Origin of the sequence: Agrobacterium vitis (assembly GCF_037039395.1) — a bacterium.
Lineage (GTDB): Bacteria > Pseudomonadota > Alphaproteobacteria > Rhizobiales > Rhizobiaceae > Allorhizobium > Allorhizobium vitis_E.
Genome location: NZ_CP146244.1, coordinates 260146 through 286406, shown reverse-complemented (window position 1 = coordinate 286406; position 26261 = coordinate 260146). Strand labels below are relative to the sequence as shown.

The 26261-nt window shown below is 57.3% G+C and carries 23 protein-coding genes; 8 read left to right on the top strand and 15 right to left on the bottom strand.

The window, feature by feature from the left end; genetic code table 11:
* Positions 1–2 precede the first annotated feature (2 nt).
* The 5 genes from V6582_RS22730 to V6582_RS22710 all read right to left on the bottom strand — a co-directional run bounded on the left by V6582_RS22730 (position 3) and on the right by V6582_RS22710 (position 5531).
* On the bottom strand, positions 3–1010 hold the full coding sequence (locus tag V6582_RS22730) for an ABC transporter permease (RefSeq protein WP_156632762.1): 1008 nt from the start codon (positions 1008–1010) through the stop codon (positions 3–5).
* 2 nt (positions 1011–1012) lie between these two features.
* The gene (locus V6582_RS22725) at positions 1013–2014 is read right to left on the bottom strand and encodes an ABC transporter permease (protein WP_156632668.1); all 1002 of its coding nucleotides are present in this window, start codon (positions 2012–2014) and stop codon (positions 1013–1015) included.
* A gap of 9 nt (positions 2015–2023) precedes the next feature.
* Positions 2024–3559, bottom strand: a complete 1536-nt coding sequence (locus V6582_RS22720; protein WP_197434416.1) for a sugar ABC transporter ATP-binding protein — start codon at positions 3557–3559, stop codon at positions 2024–2026.
* Between the two features lie 106 nt (positions 3560–3665).
* Entirely contained in the window at positions 3666–4661 is a 996-nt protein-coding gene (rhaS, locus tag V6582_RS22715) for a rhamnose ABC transporter substrate-binding protein (protein ID WP_156632667.1), read from the bottom strand.
* A 57-nt stretch (positions 4662–4718) separates the two neighbouring features.
* Positions 4719–5531 carry a DeoR/GlpR family DNA-binding transcription regulator gene (locus V6582_RS22710; protein ID WP_012654477.1) on the bottom strand — a complete coding sequence of 271 codons (813 nt, stop codon included), beginning with the start codon at positions 5529–5531 and terminating at the stop codon, positions 4719–4721.
* A gap of 201 nt (positions 5532–5732) precedes the next feature.
* On the opposite strand from V6582_RS22710, the gene V6582_RS22705 reads away from it, so the two are divergent.
* The 3 genes from V6582_RS22705 (at position 5733) to V6582_RS22695 (ending at position 10042) form a co-directional block, all read left to right on the top strand.
* Positions 5733–7844, top strand: a complete 2112-nt coding sequence (locus V6582_RS22705; RefSeq protein ID WP_156632666.1) for a bifunctional rhamnulose-1-phosphate aldolase/short-chain dehydrogenase — start codon at positions 5733–5735, stop codon at positions 7842–7844.
* A 39-nt stretch (positions 7845–7883) separates the two neighbouring features.
* The gene (gene rhaI, locus V6582_RS22700) at positions 7884–9176 is read left to right on the top strand and encodes an L-rhamnose catabolism isomerase (protein WP_156632665.1); all 1293 of its coding nucleotides are present in this window, start codon (positions 7884–7886) and stop codon (positions 9174–9176) included.
* A 251-nt stretch (positions 9177–9427) separates the two neighbouring features.
* Positions 9428–10042 carry a DUF1003 domain-containing protein gene (locus V6582_RS22695; protein ID WP_349508999.1) on the top strand — a complete coding sequence of 205 codons (615 nt, stop codon included), beginning with the start codon at positions 9428–9430 and terminating at the stop codon, positions 10040–10042.
* A gap of 253 nt (positions 10043–10295) precedes the next feature.
* Here V6582_RS22695 and V6582_RS22690 read toward each other — a convergent pair whose 3' ends face one another.
* On the bottom strand, positions 10296–10556 hold the full coding sequence (locus V6582_RS22690) for a PepSY domain-containing protein (RefSeq protein WP_156632663.1): 261 nt from the start codon (positions 10554–10556) through the stop codon (positions 10296–10298).
* A gap of 355 nt (positions 10557–10911) precedes the next feature.
* Entirely contained in the window at positions 10912–12003 is a 1092-nt protein-coding gene (locus V6582_RS22685; RefSeq protein WP_349508847.1) for an IS5 family transposase, read from the bottom strand.
* 128 nt (positions 12004–12131) lie between these two features.
* On the opposite strand from V6582_RS22685, the gene V6582_RS22680 reads away from it, so the two are divergent.
* The gene (locus V6582_RS22680; RefSeq protein WP_156632258.1) at positions 12132–12794 is read left to right on the top strand and encodes a response regulator transcription factor; all 663 of its coding nucleotides are present in this window, start codon (positions 12132–12134) and stop codon (positions 12792–12794) included.
* The gene (locus V6582_RS22675) at positions 12791–14113 is read left to right on the top strand and encodes a sensor histidine kinase (protein ID WP_156632257.1); all 1323 of its coding nucleotides are present in this window, start codon (positions 12791–12793) and stop codon (positions 14111–14113) included. Before V6582_RS22680 ends, V6582_RS22675 begins: the two co-directional genes overlap by 4 nt.
* 8 nt (positions 14114–14121) lie before the next feature.
* Here V6582_RS22675 and V6582_RS22670 read toward each other — a convergent pair whose 3' ends face one another.
* A complete protein-coding gene (locus V6582_RS22670; RefSeq protein ID WP_156632256.1) occupies positions 14122–16593 on the bottom strand; it encodes a beta-glucosidase in 2472 nt (823 codons plus the stop codon).
* 229 nt (positions 16594–16822) lie between these two features.
* On the opposite strand from V6582_RS22670, the gene V6582_RS22665 reads away from it, so the two are divergent.
* Positions 16823–17482 (top strand): TetR/AcrR family transcriptional regulator, encoded by a 660-nt coding sequence (locus tag V6582_RS22665; RefSeq protein WP_156632255.1) that lies wholly within the window; start codon positions 16823–16825, stop codon positions 17480–17482.
* A gap of 159 nt (positions 17483–17641) precedes the next feature.
* Entirely contained in the window at positions 17642–18034 is a 393-nt protein-coding gene (locus V6582_RS22660) for an acyl-CoA thioesterase (RefSeq protein WP_156632254.1), read from the top strand.
* 4 nt (positions 18035–18038) lie between these two features.
* Here the strand turns inward: V6582_RS22660 and V6582_RS22655 are convergent, their stop codons facing one another.
* From V6582_RS22655 to V6582_RS22625, 7 genes are all read right to left on the bottom strand, one after another.
* Complete coding sequence (locus tag V6582_RS22655; protein WP_156632253.1) at positions 18039–18794, bottom strand: copper homeostasis protein CutC; 756 nt, start codon at positions 18792–18794, stop codon at positions 18039–18041.
* Positions 18795–18818: 24 nt separating this feature from the next.
* On the bottom strand, positions 18819–20027 hold the full coding sequence (locus V6582_RS22650) for an MFS transporter (protein WP_156632252.1): 1209 nt from the start codon (positions 20025–20027) through the stop codon (positions 18819–18821).
* Between the two features lie 109 nt (positions 20028–20136).
* Entirely contained in the window at positions 20137–21603 is a 1467-nt protein-coding gene (locus V6582_RS22645; RefSeq protein WP_156632251.1) for a M81 family metallopeptidase, read from the bottom strand.
* Positions 21604–21614: 11 nt separating this feature from the next.
* Positions 21615–23534, bottom strand: a complete 1920-nt coding sequence (locus tag V6582_RS22640; protein WP_156632250.1) for a beta-N-acetylhexosaminidase — start codon at positions 23532–23534, stop codon at positions 21615–21617.
* Positions 23535–23568: 34 nt separating this feature from the next.
* On the bottom strand, positions 23569–24345 hold the full coding sequence (locus tag V6582_RS22635; protein WP_156632249.1) for an SDR family oxidoreductase: 777 nt from the start codon (positions 24343–24345) through the stop codon (positions 23569–23571).
* Position 24346: 1 nt separating this feature from the next.
* Positions 24347–25210, bottom strand: coding sequence for a MurR/RpiR family transcriptional regulator (locus V6582_RS22630; protein WP_156632248.1), 864 nt, complete (start codon positions 25208–25210; stop codon positions 24347–24349).
* A gap of 19 nt (positions 25211–25229) precedes the next feature.
* On the bottom strand, positions 25230–25616 hold the full coding sequence (locus V6582_RS22625; RefSeq protein WP_012654461.1) for a RidA family protein: 387 nt from the start codon (positions 25614–25616) through the stop codon (positions 25230–25232).
* Between the two features lie 112 nt (positions 25617–25728).
* On the opposite strand from V6582_RS22625, the gene V6582_RS22620 reads away from it, so the two are divergent.
* Positions 25729–26235, top strand: a complete 507-nt coding sequence (locus V6582_RS22620) for a hypothetical protein (RefSeq protein WP_156632247.1) — start codon at positions 25729–25731, stop codon at positions 26233–26235.
* Positions 26236–26261: the final 26 nt, after the last annotated feature.

Here is a 26261-nt window from a genome sequence, read left to right as displayed (position 1 = left end):
GCTCATGTCCTCATATCCCGCATCCGGCGTGCCAGAATTGGCAGGGCAATGGTGATGATCAGCAACAGGCCGATGAAGATCGACATGACGATGCCCGGTACGTTCAACAGTCCAAGCCCAAATGTCACCAGCCCCATGACGAAGGCTGCAATCACCACTCCGCCAATCGTGCCAGCCCCACCAACAATCGACACGCCGCCCAGCACCACCATGGTGACGGCTTCCAATTCCCAGCCTTGAGCAATGGATGGCCGTGTCGAGCCCAGCCGGGAGGTCAGGCAAACTGCAGCAATGCCACTCATCAATCCGGTCAGCAAAAACAGGATGAATTTGACCCGATCGACCGGAATGCCTGAAAATCTGGCTGCCAGCGGATTATTGCCGATCACATAGACCTGACGGCCAAAATTGGTGGCATGCAGCAGCACCGCAAACAGGGCAGCCAGCACAAGGAAGAGGACGAATTCGAAGGAAAACACCCAGGCCACATAGCCCTGGCCGAAATAGGCGAAGCTTTCCGGGTACTTTCCATAGGCCTGATCGCCGAGCACAATATAGGAAATGCCGCGAAACAGGCTCATCGTGCCGATGGTGACGACGATGGAAGGCAGTTTCAGCCCGGCAACCAGCACGCCATTGAACACCCCGCATAACAGTCCAACGCCGATACCGATCACCACCAGGCCCGGCGTGCCGACACCCAACTGGGCTGCGGCGCCCATGGCCGTCGAGGCCAGCGCAATGATCGCAGCGACCGAAAGATCGATTTCACCGGCAATCACCAACAATGCCATGGCAAAAGCGATCATCGCTTTTTCAGTGAAATTGAAGGTGGCGTCCGACAGGTTCCAGGCGTCCAGAAAATAAGGGGAGGCCAGCGCGTTGGCGATGAAAATTATCACTGCGACGCCCAATAACAGCACTTCCCAGCTGGCCAGCAGGCGGCGTATCGGCGTGCCGAGCTTGTCGGGAATACGGCGCTTGGCCGGGGTTTGTTCAACAGGTGCCATTGTCATGCCGTAACCTCCTGAACCGTGCTGCCCGCGGCCCTGTCCCGCAGGATGATCCGGCCCTTTCTGCGTTCGGCACGGGCGTTAAACACCACGGCCAAAACAATCACCACACCCGATATTGCCATCTGAGCGAAGGGTGAAATGCCGATGACAGGCAACGCATTCTTGATAACGCCGAGAAACAAAGCCCCCAGCACGGTGCCGGCGACCGAGCCGATGCCACCGGCAATCGAAATGCCGCCGATAACGCAGGCCGCCACGCTATCCAATTCAAAACCGCTGGCTATATCCACATAGGCAACTGCATAGCGCGACACCCAGAGATAACCGCAGAGGCCAGCAAGTCCGCCTGATAGCACGAAGGCCAGAAATCGTGTCCGTCCGATATCGATGCCGGCATAAACCGCAGCCGTCGCATTCCCACCGGCGGCATAAGTGGCGCGGCCAAAGGTGGTGCGTCCCAGCACCACAGCCATGGCAATGACCACGATCACTGCGATCCATGCCAGGACAGGAAGCCCCATGATGACAATGCGCGGCAGGTTGAGGAAATCCGGCGTCATCTGATGGGCGTTGACCCAGGCCCCGCCAGACAACACGAAAGCCATGCCGCGATAGATCGTCAGCGTACCCAACGTCACGACGATGGGGGGGATCTGCAACAACCAGACGAGATAGCCATTAACAGCGCCAAGTGCCGCCCCGATCAGCACCGCCGCCGCAATCAGCAGCACCAGCGGCAGGCCGGGGAAGTTCGAATCCAGCATCGCCACCGCCATGCCGGAAAAGGCGAGATTGGCGGCAACCGACAGATCGATTGATTTGGTAAGGATCACTGTCATCTGCGCCAGCGCCAGAATGATCAGGATAGACGTATCGTTGAAGATCGTCGCCAGATTGCCTGGCGAGGCAAATCCGTCTGCCCGGGTGGAGAACCCGGCGATCAGCAACAGGATGATGACACCCAATGCGATCTCGCGGTGTTTCAGCAGGCTTTTCATTGTCAAACCTCACGCATTGCCGGTTGCGGCGCGCACCAGAACTTCCGGTGTCAGCGCCTCCCGCTCAAAAATTCCAGCCTGCAATCCCTCGCGCATCACCATCACCCGGTCGGACATGCCAAGGATCTCCGGCAGTTCGGAGGAAATCATGATGATCGACAGGCCCTCTGCCGCGAGTTCGGAGATAAAGCCATGCACGGCAGCCTTGGAGCCGATATCGATCCCCTTGGTTGGCTCATCGAGAATGATGACCTTCGGCTTGGTGGCCAGCCATTTGCCGATCACCACTTTCTGCTGATTGCCCCCCGACAGCGTGCCAACAGGCACGGACAGCGCCGCCGCCCGCAGGTCCAGCCGTTCGGCATAGTGGCGCGCCAGGGAAAATTCATTGATGGCCTTGAGAAAACCACGCGCCGAAACACGCGCCAGAGAAGGCAGGGACATATTCTGGTAAATCGGCATTTGCAGCGCCAACCCATGACGCCCGCGCTCTTCCGGCACATAGACGATGCCAGCGGCAATGGCATCCGCGGGCGAGCGGATATCGACAACCTTGCCCTCCAGCGTCACAGTTCCTGAGGCCGGGCGGGTAATGCCAAACAGCGACTGGCACAGTTCGGAACGGCCCGCACCGATCAACCCGTAAACGCCAATGATCTCGCCCTTGCGCAATTGAAAGGAAATGTCGCGAAACTCGGTTTCGTGGCAATACTGTGAGACGGAAAGCACCGGAGCGCCGATGGCCACGTCGACCTTCGGAAAAGCGTCATGCACATCGCGGCCAACCATCAGCCGAACGATCTCATCCTGCGGCGTCTGTTGCAACTGGCCGGAGCCGACCATCTTTCCATCGCGGAATACCGCGTAATTCTCGGCGATTTCATAGACTTCATCGAATTTGTGACTGATGAACAGGATCGCCTTTCCGTCTCGCTTCAACCCGTCAACAATGCGAAACAGATCATCGATTTCCTTGCGCGACAGGGCCGCCGTCGGCTCGTCCATGATAACGATCCGCGCTTCAACAGAAAGTGCGCGCGCAATCGCCACCAAATGCCGCTGGGCAATCGAGAGGTCCTTCAATTTAATGGTTGGATCGATCTTGCTTTCCAGCCGATCCATCAGCGTCCTGGCTTTGGTGTTGATGCCCTTCCAGTCGATGAAGCCGAAACGGGTTTTCGGCGCATGGCCGAGGAAGATGTTTTCCGCAACGCTCAACTCATCGAAAAGCACGGTTTCCTGGTGGATGGCCGTGACGCCCGCATCGATGGCGGCCTGGGCATTGGCGAAGCTCACCGGCGAACCATCAATGACGATCTCACCCTCATTGGGCCGGTAAATACCGGTCAGAATCTTGACCAGCGTCGACTTTCCAGCGCCATTTTCACCGATCAATGCCGTGACCTCGCCGGGATAAAGGGCGATATTCACACCATCCAGCGCCTTCACACCTGGAAAGATCTGCGAAATGCCGCGCATCTCCAGTATCGGTGCGCGATCACCGAGCGGTATTGCATCAAGCTTTTTGGTTTGGACACTCATCATCGATTGCACCAGATCAGGCCAGGGAAGCCAGGAACGGATAAGGGTTCCCGGCGGCAGCTGCCGCCGAGTTCGATTGCCTCAGACCTCACTGTATAAAGTGGCAGGATCAGAAGATTTTTGAGAACTGATCGATATTCTTGGCATCGTAGACAAAGGGATCGGCCATCGCTGCCTCACCATTGTCGCCGATCTTGATCTTGCCCATTCGTCCAGCCGGAACCTCGCTGCCGGGGTTGCCGGTCGCGTCACCTTTCACCAGATGATAGGCGATTTGGGTGGCCGAATAGCCGAGATCGATCGGGTTCCAGATCGCGAATTCCTTGGTGGCACCAGATTTGATCGCGCCAGCCATTTCCGATGGCAGGCCAAGCCCGGTCACATAGACCTGACCAATCTTGCCAGCATCCTTCACGGCCTGCGAGGCAGCCAAGACACCGACCGTGGTCGGAGCAACGATAACCTTCACATTTGGATGGGAGGTCAGGATGCCATTGGCTTCCCGGTAGCTCTTGTCAGCGAGGTCATCACCATAGACCGTGGTGGTGAGGTTGAGGCCGGGGAAGTCCTTCAACTGCTTTTTCATCTCGGCAATCCAGATATTCTGGTTGGTCGAGGTGGTGGTGGCCGACAGGATGGCGAAATCGCCCTTGCCATCAGCCAGATGATCGGCGGCCAGTTTCAGGCACATCTTGCCGATCAACTCGTTCGAAGACGGGTTGAGATGCATGATACGGCCAGCAGGCGCCACGCCGGAATCCCAGGAAATCACCTTGATGCCGCGCTGTGCAGCCTTCTTCAGGGCCGGAACCACGGCATCCGGGTCATTGGCGGAAATCGCGATGGCATCGACGCCCTGGGCGATCAGGGAATTGATCACTTCGATCTGGCCTTCAGCTGTCGTCGTGGTCGGACCGGTATAGATGATCTTGACGCCACCCAGTTCCTTGGCCGCCTCTTCCGCGCCCTTGTTGGCCGCCTCGAAGAAACCGTTGCCGAGCGATTTCACCACGATAGCAATCTTCATATCGGCGGCATGCGCCATGCCAGCCGTCGTCACGAAGGCAATCGCTGCCGCACCGAACAATCGTCTTGAAATTTTCATGTTGTTATCCTCCCAGATGTTAAAACCGTTATTCCCCCAAACGGTCGTATCGCTTCCTCAAGCGACCGAAGGGGCGTCCTCCCTGTCGGCCGAGGTCGAAGCCCGGACCGTCAAAAGCTTTATTCCAGCCGCCTCCACCATATGGGCCGCCTCTTCAGGCACGCCGTCATCGGTGATGATGGTTGAGACGGCATCCAGCCCACATAAAATCATGCTGGAACGCCGTGTGAATTTCGTCGAATCGACCATGACGATCAGCTCATCGGCCTGGCGCATCAGCCGTTGCTCGCTCTGGATCACCAGCGCATCCGGCTCCATCACGCCCAGCGCCGAAATACCCTGAGCACCGATGAACATCCGGCGGGCATAGAAATTGCGGATCGCATCATTCTCGAAAGGCGACAGGATCAGGCTTTGGTCCCGGTAGATCGCCCCGCCCGGCACGTTGATCGTGCATTTCGAATGCTTGACCAGATGCTCGGCGATCGCAAAGGAATTGGTCATCACCTGCAAGCGCCGGGCCGACATGAAATGCACCATCTGAAAGGTGGTCGTTCCACCATTGATGATGATCGAATCGCCTTCCTCGCAGAGTTCAACAGCGGCGCGCGCAATTGCGCGTTTCTTATCGATATTGACTGATTCCGACACCCTGAACGGTCGGGCAGCCAGATTGCCCTGTTGCGGTGGATGTACCGCTTCCGCCCCGCCCCGCACCCGGCGTAATTTCCCCTGGACATGCAGCGATGCAATGTCGCGCCGGATGGTTGCTTCGGACGCATCCGTCAATTCAGCAATATCCTGCACCGTCACCACAGGCTTTTCCTGGATGGCGCTGAGTATAATGCGATGGCGTTCGCGTTCGTGCATGGGGGTCCTCCTGAGCATGTTTTAGGCTTAACAGATTGATGATGTCAATCACAAACGATCAAAATAGATTATATTGCAACGCACAATGAACATTTGTGATCGTTTTTGATTGACACGAGCGATGAATTTGCGCGATACCCATAACAGGATGGAGCGCCCGCTGACATGGCGGGCCTTGAAATCACATTTGGGAGGACTTCCATGACGGGCCAAACCGCAGCGGGCCAACCCCGCCTTCTCGACAATCGCTGGGATGATGTCTACGCCGAAACGCTGGATGAGGCAGGCAAGCTGCTCTACCGGTCCAACCTGCTTGGCGCCGACAAGCGCATTACCAATTATGGTGGCGGCAACACCTCGGCCAAGGTCATGGAAATCGATCCGCTCACCGGCCAGTCGGTCAAGGTTTTGTGGGTCAAGGGGTCCGGCGGCGATGTCGGCACCATCAAACTCGACGGTTTCGCGACCCTCTACCAAGACAAGCTTGAGGCGCTGAAAGGTATTTACCAGGGCGTTCACGATGAAGACCGCATGGTCGGCTTTCTCCCTCATTGCACATTCAATCTCAATCCGCGTGCGGCGTCCATCGATACGCCGCTGCATGGATTCGTGCCGTTCACCCATGTCGATCACATGCATCCGGATGCGATCATCGCCATTGCCGCGTCGAAGAACTCGAAAGAGCTGACAAAGGTGATCTTTGGCGACGAAATCGGCTGGCTGCCCTGGCGCCGTCCTGGCTTTCAGCTTGGGCTCGATCTGGAAGCCTTCGTCAAGGCCAATCCGCAGGCCAAGGGCGTCGTGCTGGAAAGCCACGGCCTGTTTACCTGGGACAATGACGCCAAGACCTGCTACGAGCTGACGCTTGATATCATCAACAAAGCCATCCAGTGGTTTGCGCGCGAAACCGAAGGCAAGGTGATTTTCGGCGGTGCGGCGACGCAAAGCCTGCCGTCCGCCGAGCGTCGCGCCATTGCCGCAAGGCTGATGCCGGAAATTCGCGGACGGATCGGCAAGGCGGAACGCAAGCTTGGCCATTTCGACGATCAGGATGCCGTGCTGGAATTCGTCAATTCCAATCATCTCCAGCCACTCGGTGCGCTGGGTACCTCCTGCCCCGATCATTTCCTGCGTACCAAGATCCGGCCGCTGATCGTGGATTTCAATCCGGGTCAGCCGGATGTGGATGCCGTGCTTGCCGGTCTCGATGCGGCCCTTGAGGCCTATCGTGCTGATTACCAGCGCTATTATGAGAGCTGCAAACACGACAATTCTCCGAAAATCCGTGATCCCAATCCAGTGATCTTCCTCATTCCGGGCGTCGGCATGTTGTCTTTCGCCAAGGACAAGGCGACGGCGCGGATCGCCGGTGAGTTCTACGTCAATGCCATCAATGTCATGCGTGGCGCATCGACAGTGTCGGAGTATCAGGGCCTGCCGGAGCAGGAAGCCTTCGATATCGAATATTGGCTGCTGGAAGAAGCAAAGCTGCAACGCATGCCCAAGCCGAAAAGCCTGGCCGGAAAGGTCGCTTTCGTCACTGGCGGCGCGGGCGGCATCGGCAGGGCTACGGCGGAGCGGCTGGTTGCCGAAGGCGCTTGCGTTGTGCTGGCCGATATCGACGCATCAGCACTTTCGGACACGACGGCTGATTTCACCAAGCGCCATGGCGCTGACGCCGTGCGCTCGGTTCAACTGGACGTCACCCGCGAAGATGCCGTCATCAGCGCCTTTGCTGAGGCCAGTGTCGAGTTCGGCGGGGTCGATATTCTGGTATCGAATGCGGGCATTGCTTCGTCTGCTCCCGTCGAGGACACCACGCTTGCCATGTGGAACAAGAATATCGACATTCTTGCCACCGGCTACTTCCTGGTATCACGGGAAGCCTTCCGGCTATTCCGCCGTCAGGCATTGGGTGGCAATGTCGTGTTTGTCGCCTCGAAAAACGGTCTTGCCTCCTCCCCCAATGCCTCGGCCTATTGCACCGCCAAGGCAGCGGAAATTCATCTTGCCCGGTGCCTGGCGCTGGAAGGTGCCGATGCCGGTATCCGCGTCAACACCGTCAATCCAGATGCCGTGCTGCGCGGCTCAAAAATCTGGAATGGCGAATGGCGAGAACAGCGTGCGGCATCCTCCAAGATCGAGGTGGACGATCTTGAGGAACATTACCGCAAGCGTTCGATGCTGAAGCTGAACGTGTTTCCCGAAGATATTGCCCAAGCCATCTACTTCCTGGCTTCGGATGCCTCGGCAAAATCGACCGGCAATATCATCAATGTCGATGCAGGCAACGCCCAGAGTTTTACGCGCTAAACCTCTGGCAAAAAACCAATGCATCCCCGGGAGGAAAGCATGACAGATATGAACATCACTGCGGACGCGGTTGCCGCAGACAATGAAAAGCGGGCAAGCGCCCTGACATCAGACTATAGCGCGCTTGGCGAAAAGCTGGCGCGCAGCAATATCGACATCGACGCCATCACTAAATCCGTTTCCGAGTTTTTCGTTGCCGTCCCCTCCTGGGGGGTCGGCACGGGCGGCACACGCTTTGCCCGCTTTCCCGGATTGGGCGAGCCGCGTCACATCTTCGACAAGCTCGACGATTGCGGTGTCATCCAACAATTGACCCGCGCCACACCGAACGTCTCGCTGCATATCCCGTGGGACAAGGCAGATCCCAAGGAGCTGACAGCCAAGGCCGCTACCCTTGGCCTCGGCTTCGATGCCATGAACTCCAACACGTTTTCGGATGCCGCCGATCAGGCCCATTCCTACAAATACGGGTCGCTCAGCCATGTCGATGCCGCAACTCGGCAACAGGCCATCGAGCACAATATCGAATGTATCGAACTTGGCGATCAACTCGGTTCGAAAGCCCTGACCGTCTGGGTCGGTGACGGCTCAAATTTCCCCGGCCAGAGCAATTTTACCAAATCATTCGAGCGTTACCTCGCCTCGATGGCCGAGATCTACAAAAAGCTGCCGGATGATTGGCGGCTGTTTTCCGAACACAAGATGTATGAACCGGCCTTCTATTCCACCATCGTTCAGGATTGGGGGACCAACTACCTGATTGCCCAGACGCTGGGGCCGAAAGCACAGTGCCTTGTCGATCTCGGCCATCACGCGCCCAATACCAATATTGAAATGATCGTGGCGCGGCTAATCCAGTTCGGCAAGCTGGGCGGCTTCCACTTCAATGACTCGAAATATGGCGATGACGATCTGGATGCAGGTTCGATCGAGCCCTACCGCTTGTTTCTGGTGTTCAACGAGCTGGTGGATGCACAGTATCGCGGCGTCGAAGGCTTCCACCCCGCCCATATGATCGACCAGTCGCATAATGTGACCGATCCGATTGAAAGCCTGATTGCCAGCGCCAACGAAATACGCCGGGCCTATGCCCAGGCCTTGCTGGTGGATCGCGCCGCACTGGACGGCTATCAGAACGATAATGATGCGCTGATGGCCACCGAAACGTTGAAACGCGCCTATCGCACCGACGTGGAGCCGATCCTGGCAAAGGCCCGGCTTGACGCTGGCGGCGCAATCGACCCGGTCGCGGCCTATCGTGCCTCCGGCTACCGTGCCAAAGTCGCAGCACAACGGCCAGCGGTCAAAGGCGGCTCTGGCGGCATCGTATAAGGACACCGCAATAGCACAGGACGGGCATTCGCAAAGTTGCAGGCACACAAACGGTTCTTTGCGTCCCGTGAATTTTGAAGCTATGCATCAGAGGGCCGGGGCGGCAATTTTGTCGTGCCTGGTCTTTTCTGTCGGAGCCCTGCGTGTCCAACATTTCTCCCACGTCCAGCCAGCAAGCCCATCGCTGCTGCCTCTGCCATAAAACCGTTCCGCCAAGGCATTTGCATGCCGTCAACTCCATGCGATCTTCGTTGATAGGATTAATCGAGGCGCAATGCGGCCCCTTGGCCGCCGATGCCAGGATTTGCGACGACGATCTGTCAGCACTGCGTCGCCAGCGGGTGGAAAAACTGCTTCAGGAAGAACGCGGCGAACTTTCAGACCTTGACCGGCGCGTGATCGCCGATCTTGGCCGCGATGTTTCCACCGTCCAGGCCGCAGCAGTGGAGATCGAACGGCCCACCCGGTTTGGCGATCGCGCCTCGGATGCTGTCGCCTCTTTTGGCGGCTCCTGGCGATTCATCATCATCTTTTCGATCATCCTCGTCACCTGGATGGCAATCAACTCTATCGGGCTGTTTCTTCGGCCATTCGACCCCTATCCCTACATCCTCCTCAATCTGCTGCTGTCCTGTGTTGCAGCAATGCAGGCGCCGATCATCATGATGAGCCAGAAGCGCCAGGAGGAAAAGGATCGGCAGCGGGCAGAAAACGATTACATGATCAATCTGCGCGCCGAACTGGAGATCCGCCAATTGCATGAAAAGATCGACCACCAGATGGCCCATCAATGGGCGCGCTTGGCTGAGTTGCAGCAGATACAGATCGACCTGCTCGAGGGACGAATTTACAAAAAAGATATATGAGGCTCCATTTTATTAGTTTTATTTAATATTAAGGTAAGAAACTGCTTCTAAAGTATTTCTCACAGGGAATGGATCTTCCTCCGGCATCCCCTCTGCCACTCTGAGATCCTTTCGCCCAACCTGTAGCCGCCCGAAGAAGTCCCCTCGACTTCGGGAATTGATTTAGCGCCGCGCCTCAAAACGCGGCGCTTTTTTTGCTAAATTTTATTGTTCCACCATGGAAATTGGGCGATACGTGACCGTATCAAAGCGCTCAATCGTTCTCGTCAACAGGCTTAAACGTTTTCGGATCGAAATAGGCTTCGACTGCGTTGCCGCTGGAATCGATAGCGTGGGCCTCATAGCACCCGTCGCCGCTCCGGATGGAGCGAACATTCCAGCCCTCTCCTTCAAGCTTTCTCTGCAAACTCTCTCGGGGTTGCCATTCCTTCAGCGGCACCGCGCATTTTCCCCCGGCCAAAGTCGTGCCTGCCAGAGCCAGAGTGATAGACAAGGCAATCAGCACAATCTTCATATCGAACCTCCTGTCTACCAACCCATCGACTGCTTCTGGGAGCCGTCGCCGCATCCAGCCAACGAACGTAGAAAACACCGTTTATCGACGCGATTGCCCTTTATCGGCAGTTGCGCTGACACCAAGCTGAAAGATCCGCCGTGTGCTGCCTTCCAAGATTTTTCTGAAATTTCGACCCGCTTAAGCTAGGTGTCATAAAGAACGTCAAAAGCTGGACACCTCGATTTACCGGTCGCAGTTGGCAAGATGGTGCCGTGGATGTATTTCCGCGATGAACTCGCGCGGATGATCGCCCATTTTTTGTGATGATTGCCGCATCTGCGGCATGCATTTCGGCCTTCCGGCCAGCTGCGCGTTATGCGGTCCGTGGTTTTCCAGTCAGCCAGACATAGCGAAGCATGTTGTAGGTGATATTGGCCATGCCGATCTTCACCCTCGCTCGGCTGATTCCGATGGTGCGCACGAAGAGCTTCATCTTGTCCTTCTGCCGCGCAAAGACATGTTCGATGGCGGAGCGGACCTTCGAACGACGGCCGTTGGCGCGCGACATCGCCTCCGGCATGGGTTTGCCCTTTGGCTTCTTCTGATGGATGTCGGACTTTAGGCCATTGTCCTGCAACCATTCCTCGTTGGTCTTGGAGCGATAGGCCGTATCGGCCCAGACCGTCGACGCGGTATTGTCTTTGGTCACTACGTTTCGAAGCTGGGCTCCGTCATGGGCGCTCGCACTCGTCACCGTCCATCCCCGGATAAAGCCATGGGCTCGGTCGATGCCTGCATGGTTTTTGTAACCAAACATTGGAATGGCAATATCGTGCTGGCCAGTCGTCGTCGACGTCGGCGTCTCCGTTGGCCGTTTCGCCTTGGAATACTTCACTGTCCATCGCGCGTCGCGGTCCTTCTGGGCCAGCCTGGCGGGTTTATCCTTCCAGTCCTCAGGGATTTCGCCGGCCTTGATCGCGTCTTTCTCGTCCTGGCTGTTATGTTGCTTGGGAGCCTGGATGATCGTGGCGTCAACGATCTGCCCGCCTTTGGCCAGATATCCGGAACGTGAGAGATGCTTGTCGAAACGGGCAAACAGATTATCAATGGCACCTGCACGCACCAAACTCTCTCGGAACAGCCAGATCGTCTTGGCATCCGGCACCTTCTGCGAAAGGGAAAGGCCAAGGAAACGCATAAACGACAGCCGGTCCTGGATAACAAACTCCGCTTGGTCGTCGGAGAGATTATAAAGCGCTTGCAGCACCAGGATTTTAAACATCAGAACCGACGGAAATGGTGGACGTCCACCCTTCGATCCGTCGGACCGCTTCAGCGCCTTCGCTAAAGGTTTTTCAAATATCGCCCATGGAATGATGCTGTTGAGCTTCTCCAGCGGATCGCCGACGGCACTCAGCCGTTCGTAACGATCATCCAAATCCCAAAAGCCCGGTTGCCCACGCATCATCCGCTCCCAGAAAATCACACTGGCCGGATTGAATCATGAAACGCGGAAAATGGGGAGGTTTTTAGAGGTGTCCAGCTTTGTATTTCGGGCGTCTTGCGCCCCAGCCGTTCTGATCGGAGATATGCATGCGGGTATTGCTGGTAGAAGATGACGCTGTTCTGGGTCAGGCCATTCGCGATCATGTCGGGGCGGCCGGTCATGCTGTGGACTGGATGAAGGGGCTACTGGACGCCGAGGCCTGTACCAGGACCGTTGCCTATGGCCTGATACTGCTTGACCTGCGCTTGCCTGACGGCAACGGCATCGACTTTCTGAAACGGTTGCGCGACCATGGCGACGTGACCCCGATCATTATCCTCACCGCCCATGACCAGATTTCGGATCGGATCGAGGGCCTCAACTCCGGTGCTGACGATTATCTGGTCAAGCCATTCAATCTCGATGAGCTGACGGCACGCATATTAGCGGTCGCGCGCCGTTACGCCGCAAAGCCAAATCCAATCATTCGCATCGGCACATTGGAAATCAATCCTGCCGAGCGTCGTATTGCCGACGGTGCCGACGCCATTAGCCTCTCCAGCCGGGAATGGGCGGTGCTTGATGCGCTTTTGGCACGGCCCGGTGCCGTGGTCTCCAAATCCCGCATCGAGGAAGCCCTGTATGCGTTCGGATCTGAAATCGAAAGCAATACGGTGGAAGTCTATGTCAGCCGGTTGCGCAAAAAGATCGGCAAGGATCGCCTGCTAACCGTCCGCGGCGTTGGCTACAGCATTGCGGGAGCGGCATGACCATGCCGAGCATTACCCGCAAACTTCTCCTGTGGCTTTCCGGCGCGATTACCGTGCTTTGGCTGGTGGCGGCAAGCTGCGGCGCCATCGTCATGCAGGCTGAATTCGGAGAGATTTTCGACAGCGCCCTGCAGGAGACCGGCGACCGGCTTTTGCCATTGGTCGTCGATGACATCATGCAGCGCGATCCGCTGAAGAGCCCCGTGCAAATCCTCACGACCGTCGATCCCGATTCCGACGGATATCTGATCTATCAGGTGAGAGATGCAAGCGGTCGCGTCCTGATGCATTCCCACGCCGAGGCCGCAGCCCCCCTGCCCGCACCGCTAACACCCGGTTTCTGGCAAAACGACACATACCGGATTTATACGACAACAGCGGTCAGCGACACGATCATCGTTCAAGTGGCCGACTCGATGACCCATCGGCATATCTCTGCCCTTGCGGCTGGCCTTGGCATGCTGCTGCCGGTGATTGCGCTGGTTCCGCTCAGCGTTTTGGCCGCCTGGCTGATCATCCGCCGTTCCCTGCGTCCCGTCGAACAGTTTCGGCAGGAAATCAGCGAAAAGGATCATGGCAATCTGGCGGAAATCGACCTTAGCCCACTGCCCAAAGAATTGCAGCCCATAGGGCGGTCGGTCAATCTTCTCCTCACCCGATTGCGGGCCGCTTTGGATGCCGAGCGCGAATTTACCGCCAACAGCGCCCACGAATTGCGCACCCCCATTGCTGGCGCCCTGGCGCAGACGCAAATGATGCTGGCCCAATTGCGGGAGCCGGAAGCCCGCGCCCGGGCAAGTCAGGTGGAAACCTCCCTGCAAAAGCTTGCGGGCCTGGCGGAAAAACTATTGCAATTGTCTCGGGCAGAAGCGGGCATTGGCTCGACCGGGCAGGCTGTCGATCTCGTACCGGTGCTCGATCTTGTCGTGGAGGATTTCCAGCGCGCGACGGGAAATGCCATTGTTTATCGACATCCGCCAACAGCGACCCTTCCACGCGCCATCAGCGAAGACGCCTTTGCCATCGTCATTCGCAACATGATCGAAAATGCTGTGCGGCATGGAACACAGGGCGTGCCTGTCGAGGTGACACTTGTCGAAGACGGCACGATCTGCGTCGTCAATGGCTCCCCGGTTTTGCCACCCGAGCAGTTGGTGGCCATTCGAAAACGCTTCCAACGTGCCAATGCCACCACGCCCGGATCGGGCCTCGGCTTGTCAATTATCGAGCGTTTGGCAGAGCAGATGAATGCCCGCTTCGACATCCTGTCACCCGCTAGTGGGCGACAGGATGGATTCGAGGCCCGCCTCATGATTTAAGCCATCGATCAGATCGTCTTGTCACCGACAGCGCCAAGCCATTCCTGCGGATTGGCAATCGTGATCGTGCTGCGGATGTCCTGGGCATGGGCGCCAATCAGCAGCCGATAATGTCCCGCAGCTGCCCGGAATGACGCGGCATCGACATCGTAATAACTCAGGTCGCGCGGGCTGATTTCAAGCGTCACTTCACCGCTTTCACCTGGCCCCAGGGCGATTTTGGCAAAGGCCCGCAACTCCTTCAATGGGCGCTCGACACCAGAGACAGGTGCCTCGACATAAACCTGCACCACTTCGGACCCTGCCCGTTTTCCGGTATTGGTGACCTTTACGCTGACTTTTATGCCGGATACGGTCATTTCCGATGCGGAGGCCTTAGGCTCATCCCAATGAAAGCTGGTGTAGCCAAGCCCGAACCCGAAGGGAAAGAGCGGCTCGATGTTACGGCTGTCGTGATGACGGTAACCGACAAATACCCCCTCCTCATAACGCACATGGCCATCCTTGCCGGGATAGATCGACGGGTCATTTGTGATGGCGGAATTATCCGACAACTGCTTTGGAAACGTCTGCGGTAGACGCCCGCCCGGTTCCTGATCGCCAAACAGCATATCGGCCACAGCATTGCCAAGCTCCTGGCCTGGATACCAGACCTGAAGCACCGCCTTGACCTTTTCCAACCAAGGCATTTCAACGGGGCCACCGGTTTGCAGCACAACAACGCAATTCGGATTGACGGCGCTGACGCGCTCGATCAATTCTTCCTGACGGCCCGGCAGGCGCATATCAGGCAGATCGAGACCTTCCGTATCCCATTGCCCCTCGCGCCCAACAAAGAGCAACGCCACATCCGCGCCTCTTGCACATTCTACTGCTTCCACCATCGCGTCTTCACCGAGAATTTTCTCGATGCCGAAACGGATCGCGGTGATATGGATGCCGTATTCCTCTGGCGGTGGAGACAGGTATTCAACTTTGATTGCGTAGCTACGGCCAGCCTTCATCTCCACCGAGTGCCGAATTTCATCATTGGCCGTGCCAAAGAAATTCTCACCGCGCTTCCACCCGGTATAGCCGTCAATGACAAGTTCTTCATCGACATAGAGCTTGGCAAGACCCGAGTTGGTCATGCCCAGCAGATGCGGCCCATCCTCCTGCGGGGTGAAGGTACTAGTGAAACGCACCGAGAAATCAGCCAGAGACAGATCCGGCGATGGCAGATCGAACCAGAAAAATTCCCCCGTCTGCACGGTTTCCGTCGCCACAGGTGTAGCCTGACAATTGATGCCCTTGAAATACTCAACAGTGACCGGTTGCGAAAACAGCTTGACCAAGCGGCTATTGCCGCAGGCTACGCTGTGCTGAACGTCGACACTGCCTTGCAAAGCCGCACGAATGCCCTCAAGCGGGCTGATCGTATAATGGGCATTGATCTGGGCACTGCCGCCACCCATCACCCGGGCAACAGCGGCATTCGGCCCGATAACCGCGACACGCTTCAGGGATGCCTTTTCCAACGGCAGGATGTTGTCATTCTTCAGAAGAACCGCACCTTCGGCGCCAATTTTGCGGATTAGCGCCCGGTCAGCCGGCAAATCCTCGGCATGTTCGGACAGGTCAGGCGCAGATGAAAACGCCCCGACCCGCTCCAGCAGAGTGAGAATGCGCCCCGCCGCTTCGCGTACTGTTTCCGGCCTGACGGTGCCGTCGCGAACCGCCTGCACCAGCTTTTCACCACGGTCACGGGTTGGGCCGGGCATTTCCAGATCAAGCCCGGCATTGATGGTTTCGGATGTGGAATGCGAACCGAACCAATCGGACATGACAATACCGTCAAAGCCCCATTGCTCGCGCAGAACATCCGTCAACAGCCAGGCATGTTCACTTGTATAGGTACCGTTCAGCCGGTTATAGGAGGACATAACCGCCATGACACCAGCCTTTTTCACGGCCTGTTCAAAGGGTAGAAGATAGATTTCCCGCAAAGCGCGTTCATCGATATCCGAAGACATGGTCTGCCGTTCGATCTCGGATTCATTGCCTGCGAAATGCTTGATCGTCGCCGCCACACCCTGGCTCTGCACGCCTTTGATATAAGCAACAGCCAAAGCAGCCGTCAGCATGGGGTCTTCGGAATAGCATTCGAAATTGCGCCCGTTCAAACCGGACCGATGGATATTGACGGTTGGCGCAAGAAGGACGCTCGCGCCCTTGCTTTTCACCTGTCCCGCCAGGGAAACACCCATGGCTTCGATAAGTGCCGGGTTCCAGGTGGCACCGAGCGCAATCGCAACGGGATAGCAGGTCGCCTTCACGCCGCCAACCAGTGACCCGCCGCCGCGCGCCCCATTTGGCCCGTCGGTTACCTTGATCTTCGCAATACCGAGCCGCTCCACCGGCACCGTGGTCCAGAAATCCGCACCGGATAGCAAAGAAACCTGTTCCTCAAGGGTCATCTCATCAAGCAGACGGTCGATCATCGCATGTCCTCCCTATTTACCTACCAACTACTCGGTATTATTATTTCTCGCAAGACAACCTGTCTGCCTTCACCCGGTTTTCGATATGGCTATAAAGGCGCTCAGGTTCAGAATGAGCCGCCATCCTGTCGTTTTTCACGTTTTCGTTTGTCTTTCAGAAAATTGAGTTCCACTTTTCTGAAAGACAAGCTCTAAGGGTGGTACGCCATGCAACCTGAAAGTGAGAGAAATGCCAAGACAGGACATATCCGATGCAGGCCGCGCTCCCGTCGATACGGTTGCAGGCCGCCGCCGGAATTCGGTGAAAGGGGCTGCGCGGCGAGAAGAAATCCTGCAGGCTGCCCTCAACCGTTTTGCCAAGGATGGCTTTCAAAATGCCGCGATTGCAGACATTGCTGAGGATGTCGGCCTCTCACTTCCTGGTCTTCTGCATTATTTTCCGACCAAAGTGGACCTTCTCCTGGCGATCCTGGAACGGCGAGACAAAGAGACAGCGCCGGACTTAAACAAGAAAACGCCGCATTGGCGCGATTTCCTCGGCCTATTGGTTGAGGTCACCAACCAAAACATGCAGTCGGAAGGAGTGGTGCGGGCGTTTTCGATCCTCAACGCTGAAAGCCTGCTTGCCGGACACCCGGCCCAGGCCTGGTTTCACAAACGTAGCCTGCAACTGCGCCGCAAACTGGCCAACATTTTTGCAGAAGGCATTATGAATCATGAGATCAAATCCGACATAGATCCCCAAGGGATAGCAACGGAAATTATCGGCCTGATGGATGGTTTGCAAATGCTCTGGCTGCGGCTGCCCGACAGTACCGATATGGGTGTCCTGTTTTCCGCCTATGTCGAGCGGCTGATCGCCTCCATCGAGGTTTCTAAAAAGCGGTAAAATCGCAAGGTAAAGCTTTTCGGCAAAGCCGCAGTGTCGCCGGCGCATGCCTGCGCTCTCGACCTTTCAGTGTCTAGAGCCTATCTCTTCTCTCGATTGAATTGAGGATTGCGGCAACGACGCAGCTTCTACTATCCTGAAAACGAAAGTTGGAAGACAATGACCGAGATTGACGAACCCCAGGGCGAATTGACCTTACGCACACTCGCCATGCCAGCCGATACCAATCCCGCCGGGGATATATTCGGTGGCTGGGTTCTGGCGCAGATGGACGCCGCCGCTGGCATCCGCTCTTCCGAGCGCGCGAAAGGTCGCACGGTCACAGCAGCGATAAAGGAAGTCAGCTTCAAGCTGCCGGTCAAGGTCGGTGATACCGTGTGCATCTACACATCCATCAGCCAGGTCGGTCGCACCTCCATGACCATCTATGTCGAGTGCTGGGTCCGCAGGCAGTTTACGCAGGAGCGCCAAAAGGTCACCGATGCCCATTTCATCATGGTGGCGCTGGACGAAAAAGGCGCGCCGCGCCAGGTGGACCCGGAAACCGTATAACCCATCAGGGCAGAGTGCGGCAGTTGTCGATTGCCTCAACAAGTCTGCGGACCAAATCGCTATCGGTCTGCGCCTGCCCCGCCCTGGCAAAACCAAAATCGACCAGAACGGGATCGACCGTCGCTGGCACGCTGCAAGAGGCGTGAAACTCCCGCAAGCCGGCCTGCCAGAACGGCGCGATGCGATCAGGCCGCAGCCCACCACCGGGCAGGATGATGATCCGGCCACCTGCCGCTTTTGAAAGCGATGTCAAACGGTCGAAACCGTCGACGACGGATTGCGCGCCACCGGACGTGAGAATTCGGCCAAACCCGAGCGCAACCGCCTGCTCCAGCGCTTCATCAAAGTCTGGCACGAGGTCGAAAGCCCGGTGCAATGTCACAGCCAGGCCAGACGCTACCGCTGTGAGCTTACCAAGCACCTCAAGGTCCAGTCGTCCATCAGGCAGAGACGCCCCAAGTACGACACCCGCCAAACCTGCCTGCCGTGCGGCGTGGATATCCGCCGCCATGACGGCGACCTCATCAGGTGAGAACACGAAACCACCTGCCCGTGGCCGGATCATCGCAAAAACCGGGATGGGTGCCTGAGCGGCACGCTGCATCAGGCCTGATGTCGGCGTCAGCCCCCCGCAGTCAAGGGCGGCGCATAGCTCGATCCGGTCCGCGCCACCGGCAATCGCCGCCTCCAGCCCCGCAACGGAATCCACACAGACTTCCAGCAAACCGCGGTCGTTCTTCTCTGGTTCACGTTCTGCCATGATGGTCTCTTCTCTGTATTCCGGTCATTGAGCACCCCTGAAGGACCGTGGCTTTTCCAGCATCAGCAACAGCAAAATCCCGCAGAATCCGGCCAAGGCGCCGAGCATTGCTGTGCCGGAATAATCGCTGATACCGGTTCCGAATGCAAAGAGCAGCGAGTTCAATCCACCGCTCAAGAAGATATTCACCGCAATGAGCGAACTACCAAGGCCCGCGCGATCGGCAATCAGGTTTTGCAGATAGGTAATCGGCACGCTGATAATCGCCGCCGCGCCGAAACCGGCAATGCCGGAGAGCAGATAGACATGTTCTGGCCGCGAGGCGAGACCGAGGCACAACAAATAAACGCAATAGATCAGCGAACCGGCAACAAGCGTCGCGACACTGGAGGTTTTGCGCTCCACCCAGCCCCAGAACAGAATGAAGATGATTTCCAGAAAGGCGACGATACCGACGATAATACCGACATCGCCGGTCGTGCCATGCGCTGGCCCGGTCATGACAAGGGGCAGCACGACGCCGTTCATTTGCAGCATGGCCGTAATCAGCGCGATGGCGCCAAGCCGCAACAATAATCCTGGCGAAGCGATTTTAGACAGGGATGAAAAAAACGCCAGGCTTGCCGAGGGTTCGGCCCTTGCCTCCGCCTTCGGCAACCAGACCAGAAACAGCATGAAACAGGCAAGTCCGCCGAGGCTGGCAAACAGAAAGGCGGGCAGCATGCTTTTCTGACCGGCCAGAAAGAAGCCCACCAGACCGGGCACCAGGACCCAGGAGGCCGATATAATCGCCCGCACGCCGGAATTGACCGCAATCAGTTCACGCACCGGCATATCCTTGGATGCGGCCCGCACATTGGCAAATATCAGCGAATTCAAGGCGTTGTAAACCGGCAGCAATAGCAGCGCGGAGCCAACGAAGATGATCTGGTTCGGCTCAAGAAACACCACCCCATAACCGATCACGCCAAACAAGCTGACCATGACCATCGGCATGCGGAAATGTCCAAGCCTGTCGGCCAAGATCCCCACGGCAACGCTGGCGGCGACATTGACGCAGGACGCGATGAAAATCAGCAGCGAGTAATGCGCATTGCTCAACCCCAACTCGTGTATGCCAATGATCGACATATAGGGAGCCGTGGTCGCACCGGACAGGCCGAAGAAGAAAATCGCAATCGCGCTAATCCGGATACCCGGATTAGCGGCAATGATGGAGAGAACTGGCGGCATGAACGCGCTATCTTTGTGAAAACAAGCTGCCGCTGGCTTTACCGGAGACAGCTTTGAGGAATGAGATCGCTGATCTCTCGTTTAAAGTTTGCCTGGAATTCTGACGGGCTCAGTCTGCGCCTTCACGATTGTCGCTATCCGTCCAACGCGCTGAAGTCGTTGCTTGCGGCTGATAGTCGAAATCCTTGACGAAGGGATAGGTCGGTTGTTTGCGGCGCTTGCTCGGCAAGGCTTCGATATCCTGGTTGATGACCCCATCGGTCAGCGCCATCAGGTTCGGATTGGAAATTGGCTGAAGCTCGGGAGAAAGATAGCCCGACTTTACCACCAGCAACCGCACCGCTTTCGGATCAATGCCATGCCGGGTGAAATCGGCCAGATTGTGGTAGGGCCTGCGCTTGCTGGCGAGAATAAGGGTAATACCACCGATTTTGACGATGGCCTGACGCTCCGTTGCCACACCCGGATCATCCAGCCGAAGCACCTCGCAATTCACCTCAACCGACGGGCTTGCCGGATCGAGTGAGCCACCGACCTTCAGTGCCAATTTCGCCCCGACGCCCGCGGAAAAACAGGCATCGACTGCGGGCTTGTCGGTAATCCCGCCAATCACAGCCCCGTCGAAATTACGAGCAATCAATGCCGCTAACACATCGGCGCGGTCGCCAACGCCACCGCCGGTCGGGTTGTCGCCGGAATCAGCCAGAATAATCGGCCGGGTCTGGGTCTTTTCGACGATATTCAGCATGTCATTCAAAGAACCCGTCACCGGGCCGAACCGGAAGGCATGGCGCGCTTCCCAGTAAGACCGGGCAATCTCTTCAGCCACCTTTTGTGCCTCGCTTCGATCCACGCCTGTGACCACGGCACAGGCCGTGGCGCGTGGCTCGTCGGCCCAGACATAACCAACCATCAGATTGGCATCCCATATGCCCGGTCGCTGATCATGCTGGGGCAATTGCAAGTAAAGGCTTTTGGCCGGCTCGTCTTCGGTAGACGTTCGTTCTCCGGGAAGAAGAACCGGCACAGGCGCCCAGGCGATCCCAGGCTTTTCGCCGGTCCGCAGTGCTTTTACCAACATGTCCCAGGCCCGGACCATGGTTTCGCGCACATCGATATGCGGCGCGGTCCGGTAACCGGCGAAAATATCCAGTTGATCGATGATTTTCTGGGTGACATTGCCATGCAGATCATAGCTTGCAGCAACCGGGCAATCCAATCCAACCACGGCGCGGGCAGAAGCGATCCAATCACCCTCGGCATCATCAATGCCTTCGACATTCATGGCGCCATGCATGGCGAGATAGAGCCCGTCCACCGGCAGAGCGGCCTGCAACCTTTCCAGGAATTCGGCCTTGAAACTCTCATAGGTCTGGCGCAAAACCGGGCCTCCTGGAACAGCGCGGGCATGCAGCAAGGGCAAAGGTTTCAGCCCATCCGTGCCAAGAAAGCTGAAATAATCGGCGGCAAGAAGATCATCACCGCGCAGCACGCGAAAATCCTCGATCTGCATCAGCACCGGCGATGACGTGCTGCATTCTGTATGAATGCCACCAACGGCAATTCGAAGTTCCATGTCCGATTTCCTTAAAAATGTGGCATCAGCGGCGCGAGCGCTGCAAACCGCAGCCAGTCCTTCTGATCCCTGGGGGTCCAGGCGGCCTCGGCAACAGCTGGCAGGCGGGGGAAGACGAGGTGGTTAAAGTAATCGCGGTTCAGGAAATGCTCCGACCAGATACAGGCCTGCACACCCCGCATCCTCGGCTTTAATTCCTCAGGAAACTCTGCGACGGCCTCATAGGTGTAGGTATGGTGCGGCGGCACGGTGCCGGCCCAGCTGGCGCCCGGCTCCTGCCACGCCTCGTCCTGCACCATATCGAGATAATAGGCCTGACCCGGCGTCATCACCACATCATAGCCCTGCCGCGCCAGATCCAACCCAACCTCCGGCTTCTGCCAGGCCATCAGCAGTGTTCCCTGCGGATCGACACCGCCGCCGTGGGATACTTCGTCCCAACCGGCCAGTTTCTTGCCGCGTTCTTTCAGCATCTGCTGAATGCGCTTCATGAAATGGCTTTGCAGCCCAAATGTGCCGTCAATGCCCTCCTGCTCCATCAGCTTTTTCGCTAGCGGCGAGGCCATCCAGGTATTCGCCGCAACCTCATCACCGCCGACATGCACGAGATCGGAGGGAAACAGCCTCGCCATTTCATCCAAGACCTTGCCGAGAAACGCATAGGTCTGCTCAATGGCTGGGTTGAGGGCGTTATTCGGATAGCCCTGGACGGAACGATAGCTGTCAGGTGCTTCCTGGCCATCGACCAGCTCAGGCAAGGCCGCCAGGATCGCGGTGCTATGACCTGGAATATCGATCTCAGGCACGACTTCGACATGCAACAAAGCGGCATGGGCGACGATGTGTGCAACATCCTCCTGGGTGTAAAAACCACCGACCGGCTCCGCGCCATTGCCAAGCTGCGGCAACATCGGCTCAGCCGGGCCACGCAGCACGCCGATAGTCGTCAGTTGCGGGTAGGCCTTGATTTCCAACCGCCAGGCTTCATCATCGGTCAGGTGCCAGTGGAAAATGTTCAGCTTCATCCAGGCCATGATGTCGATCAGCCGCAGCACGTCCTGCGTCGGATAAAATTGCCGGGACACATCCAGATGGCAGCCGCGCCAGCCATAACGCGGCGCATCCTTGATCTGGCCGGAGACCGGAAACTGAAACTGCGCGGGGTCCCGTCTTGCTCCATGCAGCATTTGCGCCAATGCCGTCAGTCCATATTGCCGTCCCGCTTCATCGCCAAAGGACAGCGTAATCTGCTGCGCAAAGTCGAGCCGATAGGCGGATGCGCCGAGTGCGGGATCATGGTCTAGCCGCAAGGCCTTGCCCTGATCAACCGGCGCCAGCGAAAACGGCACATGGCCAACTGCAAACAGCCGCCGGTAAAGCGCATTGACCCGCTCGACCGCCTGCAAGCCGGGAAGATCCGTGTCCTTTGCGGGATAGATCGCCACCGGAAAACCATCGCCCGCAGCAAGGTTCGCCTCGACGGGCCAAGGCAGCAGTGAAAAAGGCTTGCTGACTTCACCCTTCGGCAACAGAACGGGGGCAGGTTCGCTCACCCGGCCTTGCAGCATCAGATCGTCGACGGAGACGGCGACATGACGTCCATCGGCAAGCGTCAGATAAGCCGATTTTGCACCATCCGTGCGGTGCCGTGCGGGCCGCCAAAGACCCTGAACCGTAAACCGCCAGCAGGCTCCTGGCACGAGGACCAGTCCTTCCGGTGGTGTAAACTGGTGAAAATTGGCGTTGCGCCGCAGGAAAAGCGCGTTGTCGCAGACCGGACCGTCTTTCACCCGCGTCAAGGCAGTATAGGCAAGCTTGAAACCGCTGATGGGCTCGGACGATAAATTGTAGACGGTGAAGACGAAACCACCGCCGTCATCGCCCTCGATAGGATACCAAGAATTGTCCAGACGAAAAGCGACTTCAGCCATGACGGTTCCCCTTAAACTCTGAATGGATGGAGGATCAATAATGCTCGGATTGCGAAAATGTCCGGGCGAGTTCGCTTTGGCCTGCCGTCAACCCGCAATCGACGGGAAGGCAGACGCCGGTAATGGCCGCAGCCTGATCGCCAGCCAGAAAAAATACCGCATTAGCAACATCCTGCGCGGTGGCGATCCGTTGCAGCGCATACCAACGCTTGGCCTCTTCGAACACGGCAGGATTGGCAGCGGCGCGCGCCTCCCAGGCCTGGGTGCGCACCGTGCCGGGCGCAACGGCATTGGCGCGAATGCCGAACTTGCCATATTCCACCGCGATCAATCGGGTCAGATGGATCAGCCCAGCCTTCGCCGCGCTATAGGCGGGATGGCCGAACACGGCCATGCCATTCACCGAGGCAATATTGATGACCGAGCCTTGTGATTGCTTCAACTGATTTTCCAACGCCCTGAAGGTCAGGAATGCAGCTTCGAGATTGAGCGCGTTGTCCTGGCGCCAGATGGTCGCATCGGTGTCGTGCAGACTGACGGCCCTTGCCGCCCCAGCATTGTTGACGAGAGTCCTGGTCACCCCAAACCCCTGCACCGCAAATGTCAGAGCGTCGATGCTGGCCTCGTCGGTGACGTCACAGACCACAGGCACGAATATCTCCCCGGACCCGAGGCTGACCGCAGCCGTATTCACCGCAGTCCCATCAATATCGGCCAGCACCACCACATCGTGGCTTGCGGCAAGACGGCTGGCAATTGCCCGCCCGATATCACCGGCGGCACCTGTTACCACAGCCACGGATTTCGCCATCCTAGTCTCCGAGAATCTGACGGTCGTCGCCATCGCGATGTTCGACCAATTGTTGTTTGATATGGCGTAGCGTCACCATGGAAAGCTTGCGATTACGATAGGCAACCAGGCTAGCGATGACATCGACCATGGCCAGATAGGCAAAGCGGGTCGAAGTCGGGCGAAAGATATTATCGCCCTCCGGTAGGTCGATACCAACGACCAGCTCGGCAGCCTTGGCGACAGCGCTGTCACTCTGGGTCAGGGCAATCGTGGTAATGCCGTTGTCACGCGCCAGCTCGAAACAGCGCGCCAGCTCCAGATTGCGCCCCGAGAAGGATGATCCGACAATGATATCATTGCTGCGCGCCGCTGCCGTCAGCATCAATTGCATATGGTGATCGTTGCAAGCCGTAACCCGTGACCCCAGCCGAAAAAGCCGGTTCTGCAATTCCGAAGCAATCATCGAGGAATTGCCGCCCGACCCGAATGCATAGATCATTTCGGCCCGGGAAATCCGGTCCGCAACCTTTTCGATCATGGCGGCATCCAGCGAGCGATGCATCATGAACAGGGCATTCTGCGCCTTGGTGATGACGTCCTCGGCAACATCCTGCGGCTCGGTGCTTTTCGCTTCCGGGTTCAGGTAACGCACGCCAACATAGGCAGTCTTCGCCAGATTGACCTTGAAATCCGAAAAACTCTGGCATCCAAGCCTGCGGCAAAAGCGGGTCACGGTCGGCGGCGACACTTGCGCCTTTTCCGCCAGCTCGATGATCGACGCGCCAACGGCAAAATCCAGCTCACTCAGGAGGATGTCGGCAATCCGCTGTTCGGAAGGCGAAAATTGCGCGCGATCTTCCTGTATGGTGGCAAAGATATCCATAAGCCCTCACAAACCAACCCTATTTGGTCGCCTTATAGGCTATGCAGTCGATCTCGACCTTGCAATCAACCATCATCGAGGCCTGCACACAGGCGCGGGCTGGCGGATGTTCGCCGAAATAGCCTTGATAGATCTTGTTGAAGCTCCAAAAATCCCGCGGATCATCAATCCAGACGCCGCAGCGCACGACATGCTCCACGCCATAGCCAGCCTCATGCAAAATGGCGATCAGGTTGCCGATTGCCTTATGGCTCTGCTCGACAATCCCACCCTGAATGATCTCGCCGTCTTCCATCGCCACCTGGCCGGAGACATGCAGCCAGCCATCCGCTTCAACCGCCCGGGCAAACGGCAGTTTCTGCCCGCCGGCACCTGCTTTTTCTGCACCATATCGCTTGATCGTCATCTCGCCCTCATGCAAATTATTTTCTTAATCAATTGACAATTCACCATAGAAAACCGAATTTGACTAGGGATTTTCATAGAACATGAAAATAATTTAGACAAAGGTGGCTGAGATGCGCGATCCCTTCAAAAACCCCTTCCCGGAAACCGATACTGCGCGCCATGCCATCTGGGAGATGCTGGTGCCCCGCGACATCGATGCTTTTCTGGCTGCAGACTGGTCGATGGTGGAAGGCGATTTCGTCGAGGACGGCTTCATCGGCATCAACGGCAATCGCGATACCAATCCGGACCATTGGCGCCTGACCTTCCCCAATCTCGCGGCCTATCGCGACGAATGGCTGCGCCAGGCCCAGGATTTTGCCGGTCAGAGCCATGGTGAAGACCCGCGCACGGCGATTTTCTTTACCACCACGCTGGAAGAGATCGAAATCGAAGGCGAGACGGCTTTAGTGCGCAAAAAATTCGATGGCGGCATCAAAAAAGCCGATGGCGGTTTCGACACCATGCAATGGCAAACGCTCTATTATTGTCGCTTGCACGAAGGCCGCTGGAAAATTTCAGGCTTTACCGGCTATTTGCCCAACCCGATGGGCTCAACCCCCATTAGCGTCGCCTGATCGCCAACCATCTGACCATCAACCGT

Coding starts and splice junctions, on each gene's coding strand:
- V6582_RS22670 (WP_156632256.1), bottom strand. CDS start 16,593: ATGATCGACCGTCTGCTTGATGAGATGACCCTTGAGGAACAGGTTTCT.
- V6582_RS22690 (WP_156632663.1), bottom strand. CDS start 10,556: ATGAAGATTGTGCTGATTGCCTTGTCTATCACTCTGGCTCTGGCAGGC.
- rhaS (WP_156632667.1), bottom strand. CDS start 4,661: ATGAAAATTTCAAGACGATTGTTCGGTGCGGCAGCGATTGCCTTCGTG.
- V6582_RS22725 (WP_156632668.1), bottom strand. CDS start 2,014: ATGAAAAGCCTGCTGAAACACCGCGAGATCGCATTGGGTGTCATCATC.
- V6582_RS22705 (WP_156632666.1), top strand. CDS start 5,733: ATGACGGGCCAAACCGCAGCGGGCCAACCCCGCCTTCTCGACAATCGC.
- V6582_RS22730 (WP_156632762.1), bottom strand. CDS start 1,010: ATGGCACCTGTTGAACAAACCCCGGCCAAGCGCCGTATTCCCGACAAG.
- V6582_RS22640 (WP_156632250.1), bottom strand. CDS start 23,534: ATGGCTGAAGTCGCTTTTCGTCTGGACAATTCTTGGTATCCTATCGAG.
- V6582_RS22665 (WP_156632255.1), top strand. CDS start 16,823: ATGCCAAGACAGGACATATCCGATGCAGGCCGCGCTCCCGTCGATACG.
- V6582_RS22630 (WP_156632248.1), bottom strand. CDS start 25,210: ATGGATATCTTTGCCACCATACAGGAAGATCGCGCGCAATTTTCGCCT.
- V6582_RS22620 (WP_156632247.1), top strand. CDS start 25,729: ATGCGCGATCCCTTCAAAAACCCCTTCCCGGAAACCGATACTGCGCGC.
- V6582_RS22635 (WP_156632249.1), bottom strand. CDS start 24,345: ATGGCGAAATCCGTGGCTGTGGTAACAGGTGCCGCCGGTGATATCGGG.
- V6582_RS22680 (WP_156632258.1), top strand. CDS start 12,132: ATGCGGGTATTGCTGGTAGAAGATGACGCTGTTCTGGGTCAGGCCATT.
- V6582_RS22685 (WP_349508847.1), bottom strand. CDS start 12,003: ATGCGTGGGCAACCGGGCTTTTGGGATTTGGATGATCGTTACGAACGG.
- V6582_RS22710 (WP_012654477.1), bottom strand. CDS start 5,531: ATGCACGAACGCGAACGCCATCGCATTATACTCAGCGCCATCCAGGAA.
- V6582_RS22720 (WP_197434416.1), bottom strand. CDS start 3,559: ATGATGAGTGTCCAAACCAAAAAGCTTGATGCAATACCGCTCGGTGAT.
- V6582_RS22645 (WP_156632251.1), bottom strand. CDS start 21,603: ATGGAACTTCGAATTGCCGTTGGTGGCATTCATACAGAATGCAGCACG.
- V6582_RS22660 (WP_156632254.1), top strand. CDS start 17,642: ATGACCGAGATTGACGAACCCCAGGGCGAATTGACCTTACGCACACTC.
- V6582_RS22675 (WP_156632257.1), top strand. CDS start 12,791: ATGACCATGCCGAGCATTACCCGCAAACTTCTCCTGTGGCTTTCCGGC.
- V6582_RS22650 (WP_156632252.1), bottom strand. CDS start 20,027: ATGCCGCCAGTTCTCTCCATCATTGCCGCTAATCCGGGTATCCGGATT.
- V6582_RS22655 (WP_156632253.1), bottom strand. CDS start 18,794: ATGGCAGAACGTGAACCAGAGAAGAACGACCGCGGTTTGCTGGAAGTC.
- V6582_RS22625 (WP_012654461.1), bottom strand. CDS start 25,616: ATGACGATCAAGCGATATGGTGCAGAAAAAGCAGGTGCCGGCGGGCAG.
- rhaI (WP_156632665.1), top strand. CDS start 7,884: ATGACAGATATGAACATCACTGCGGACGCGGTTGCCGCAGACAATGAA.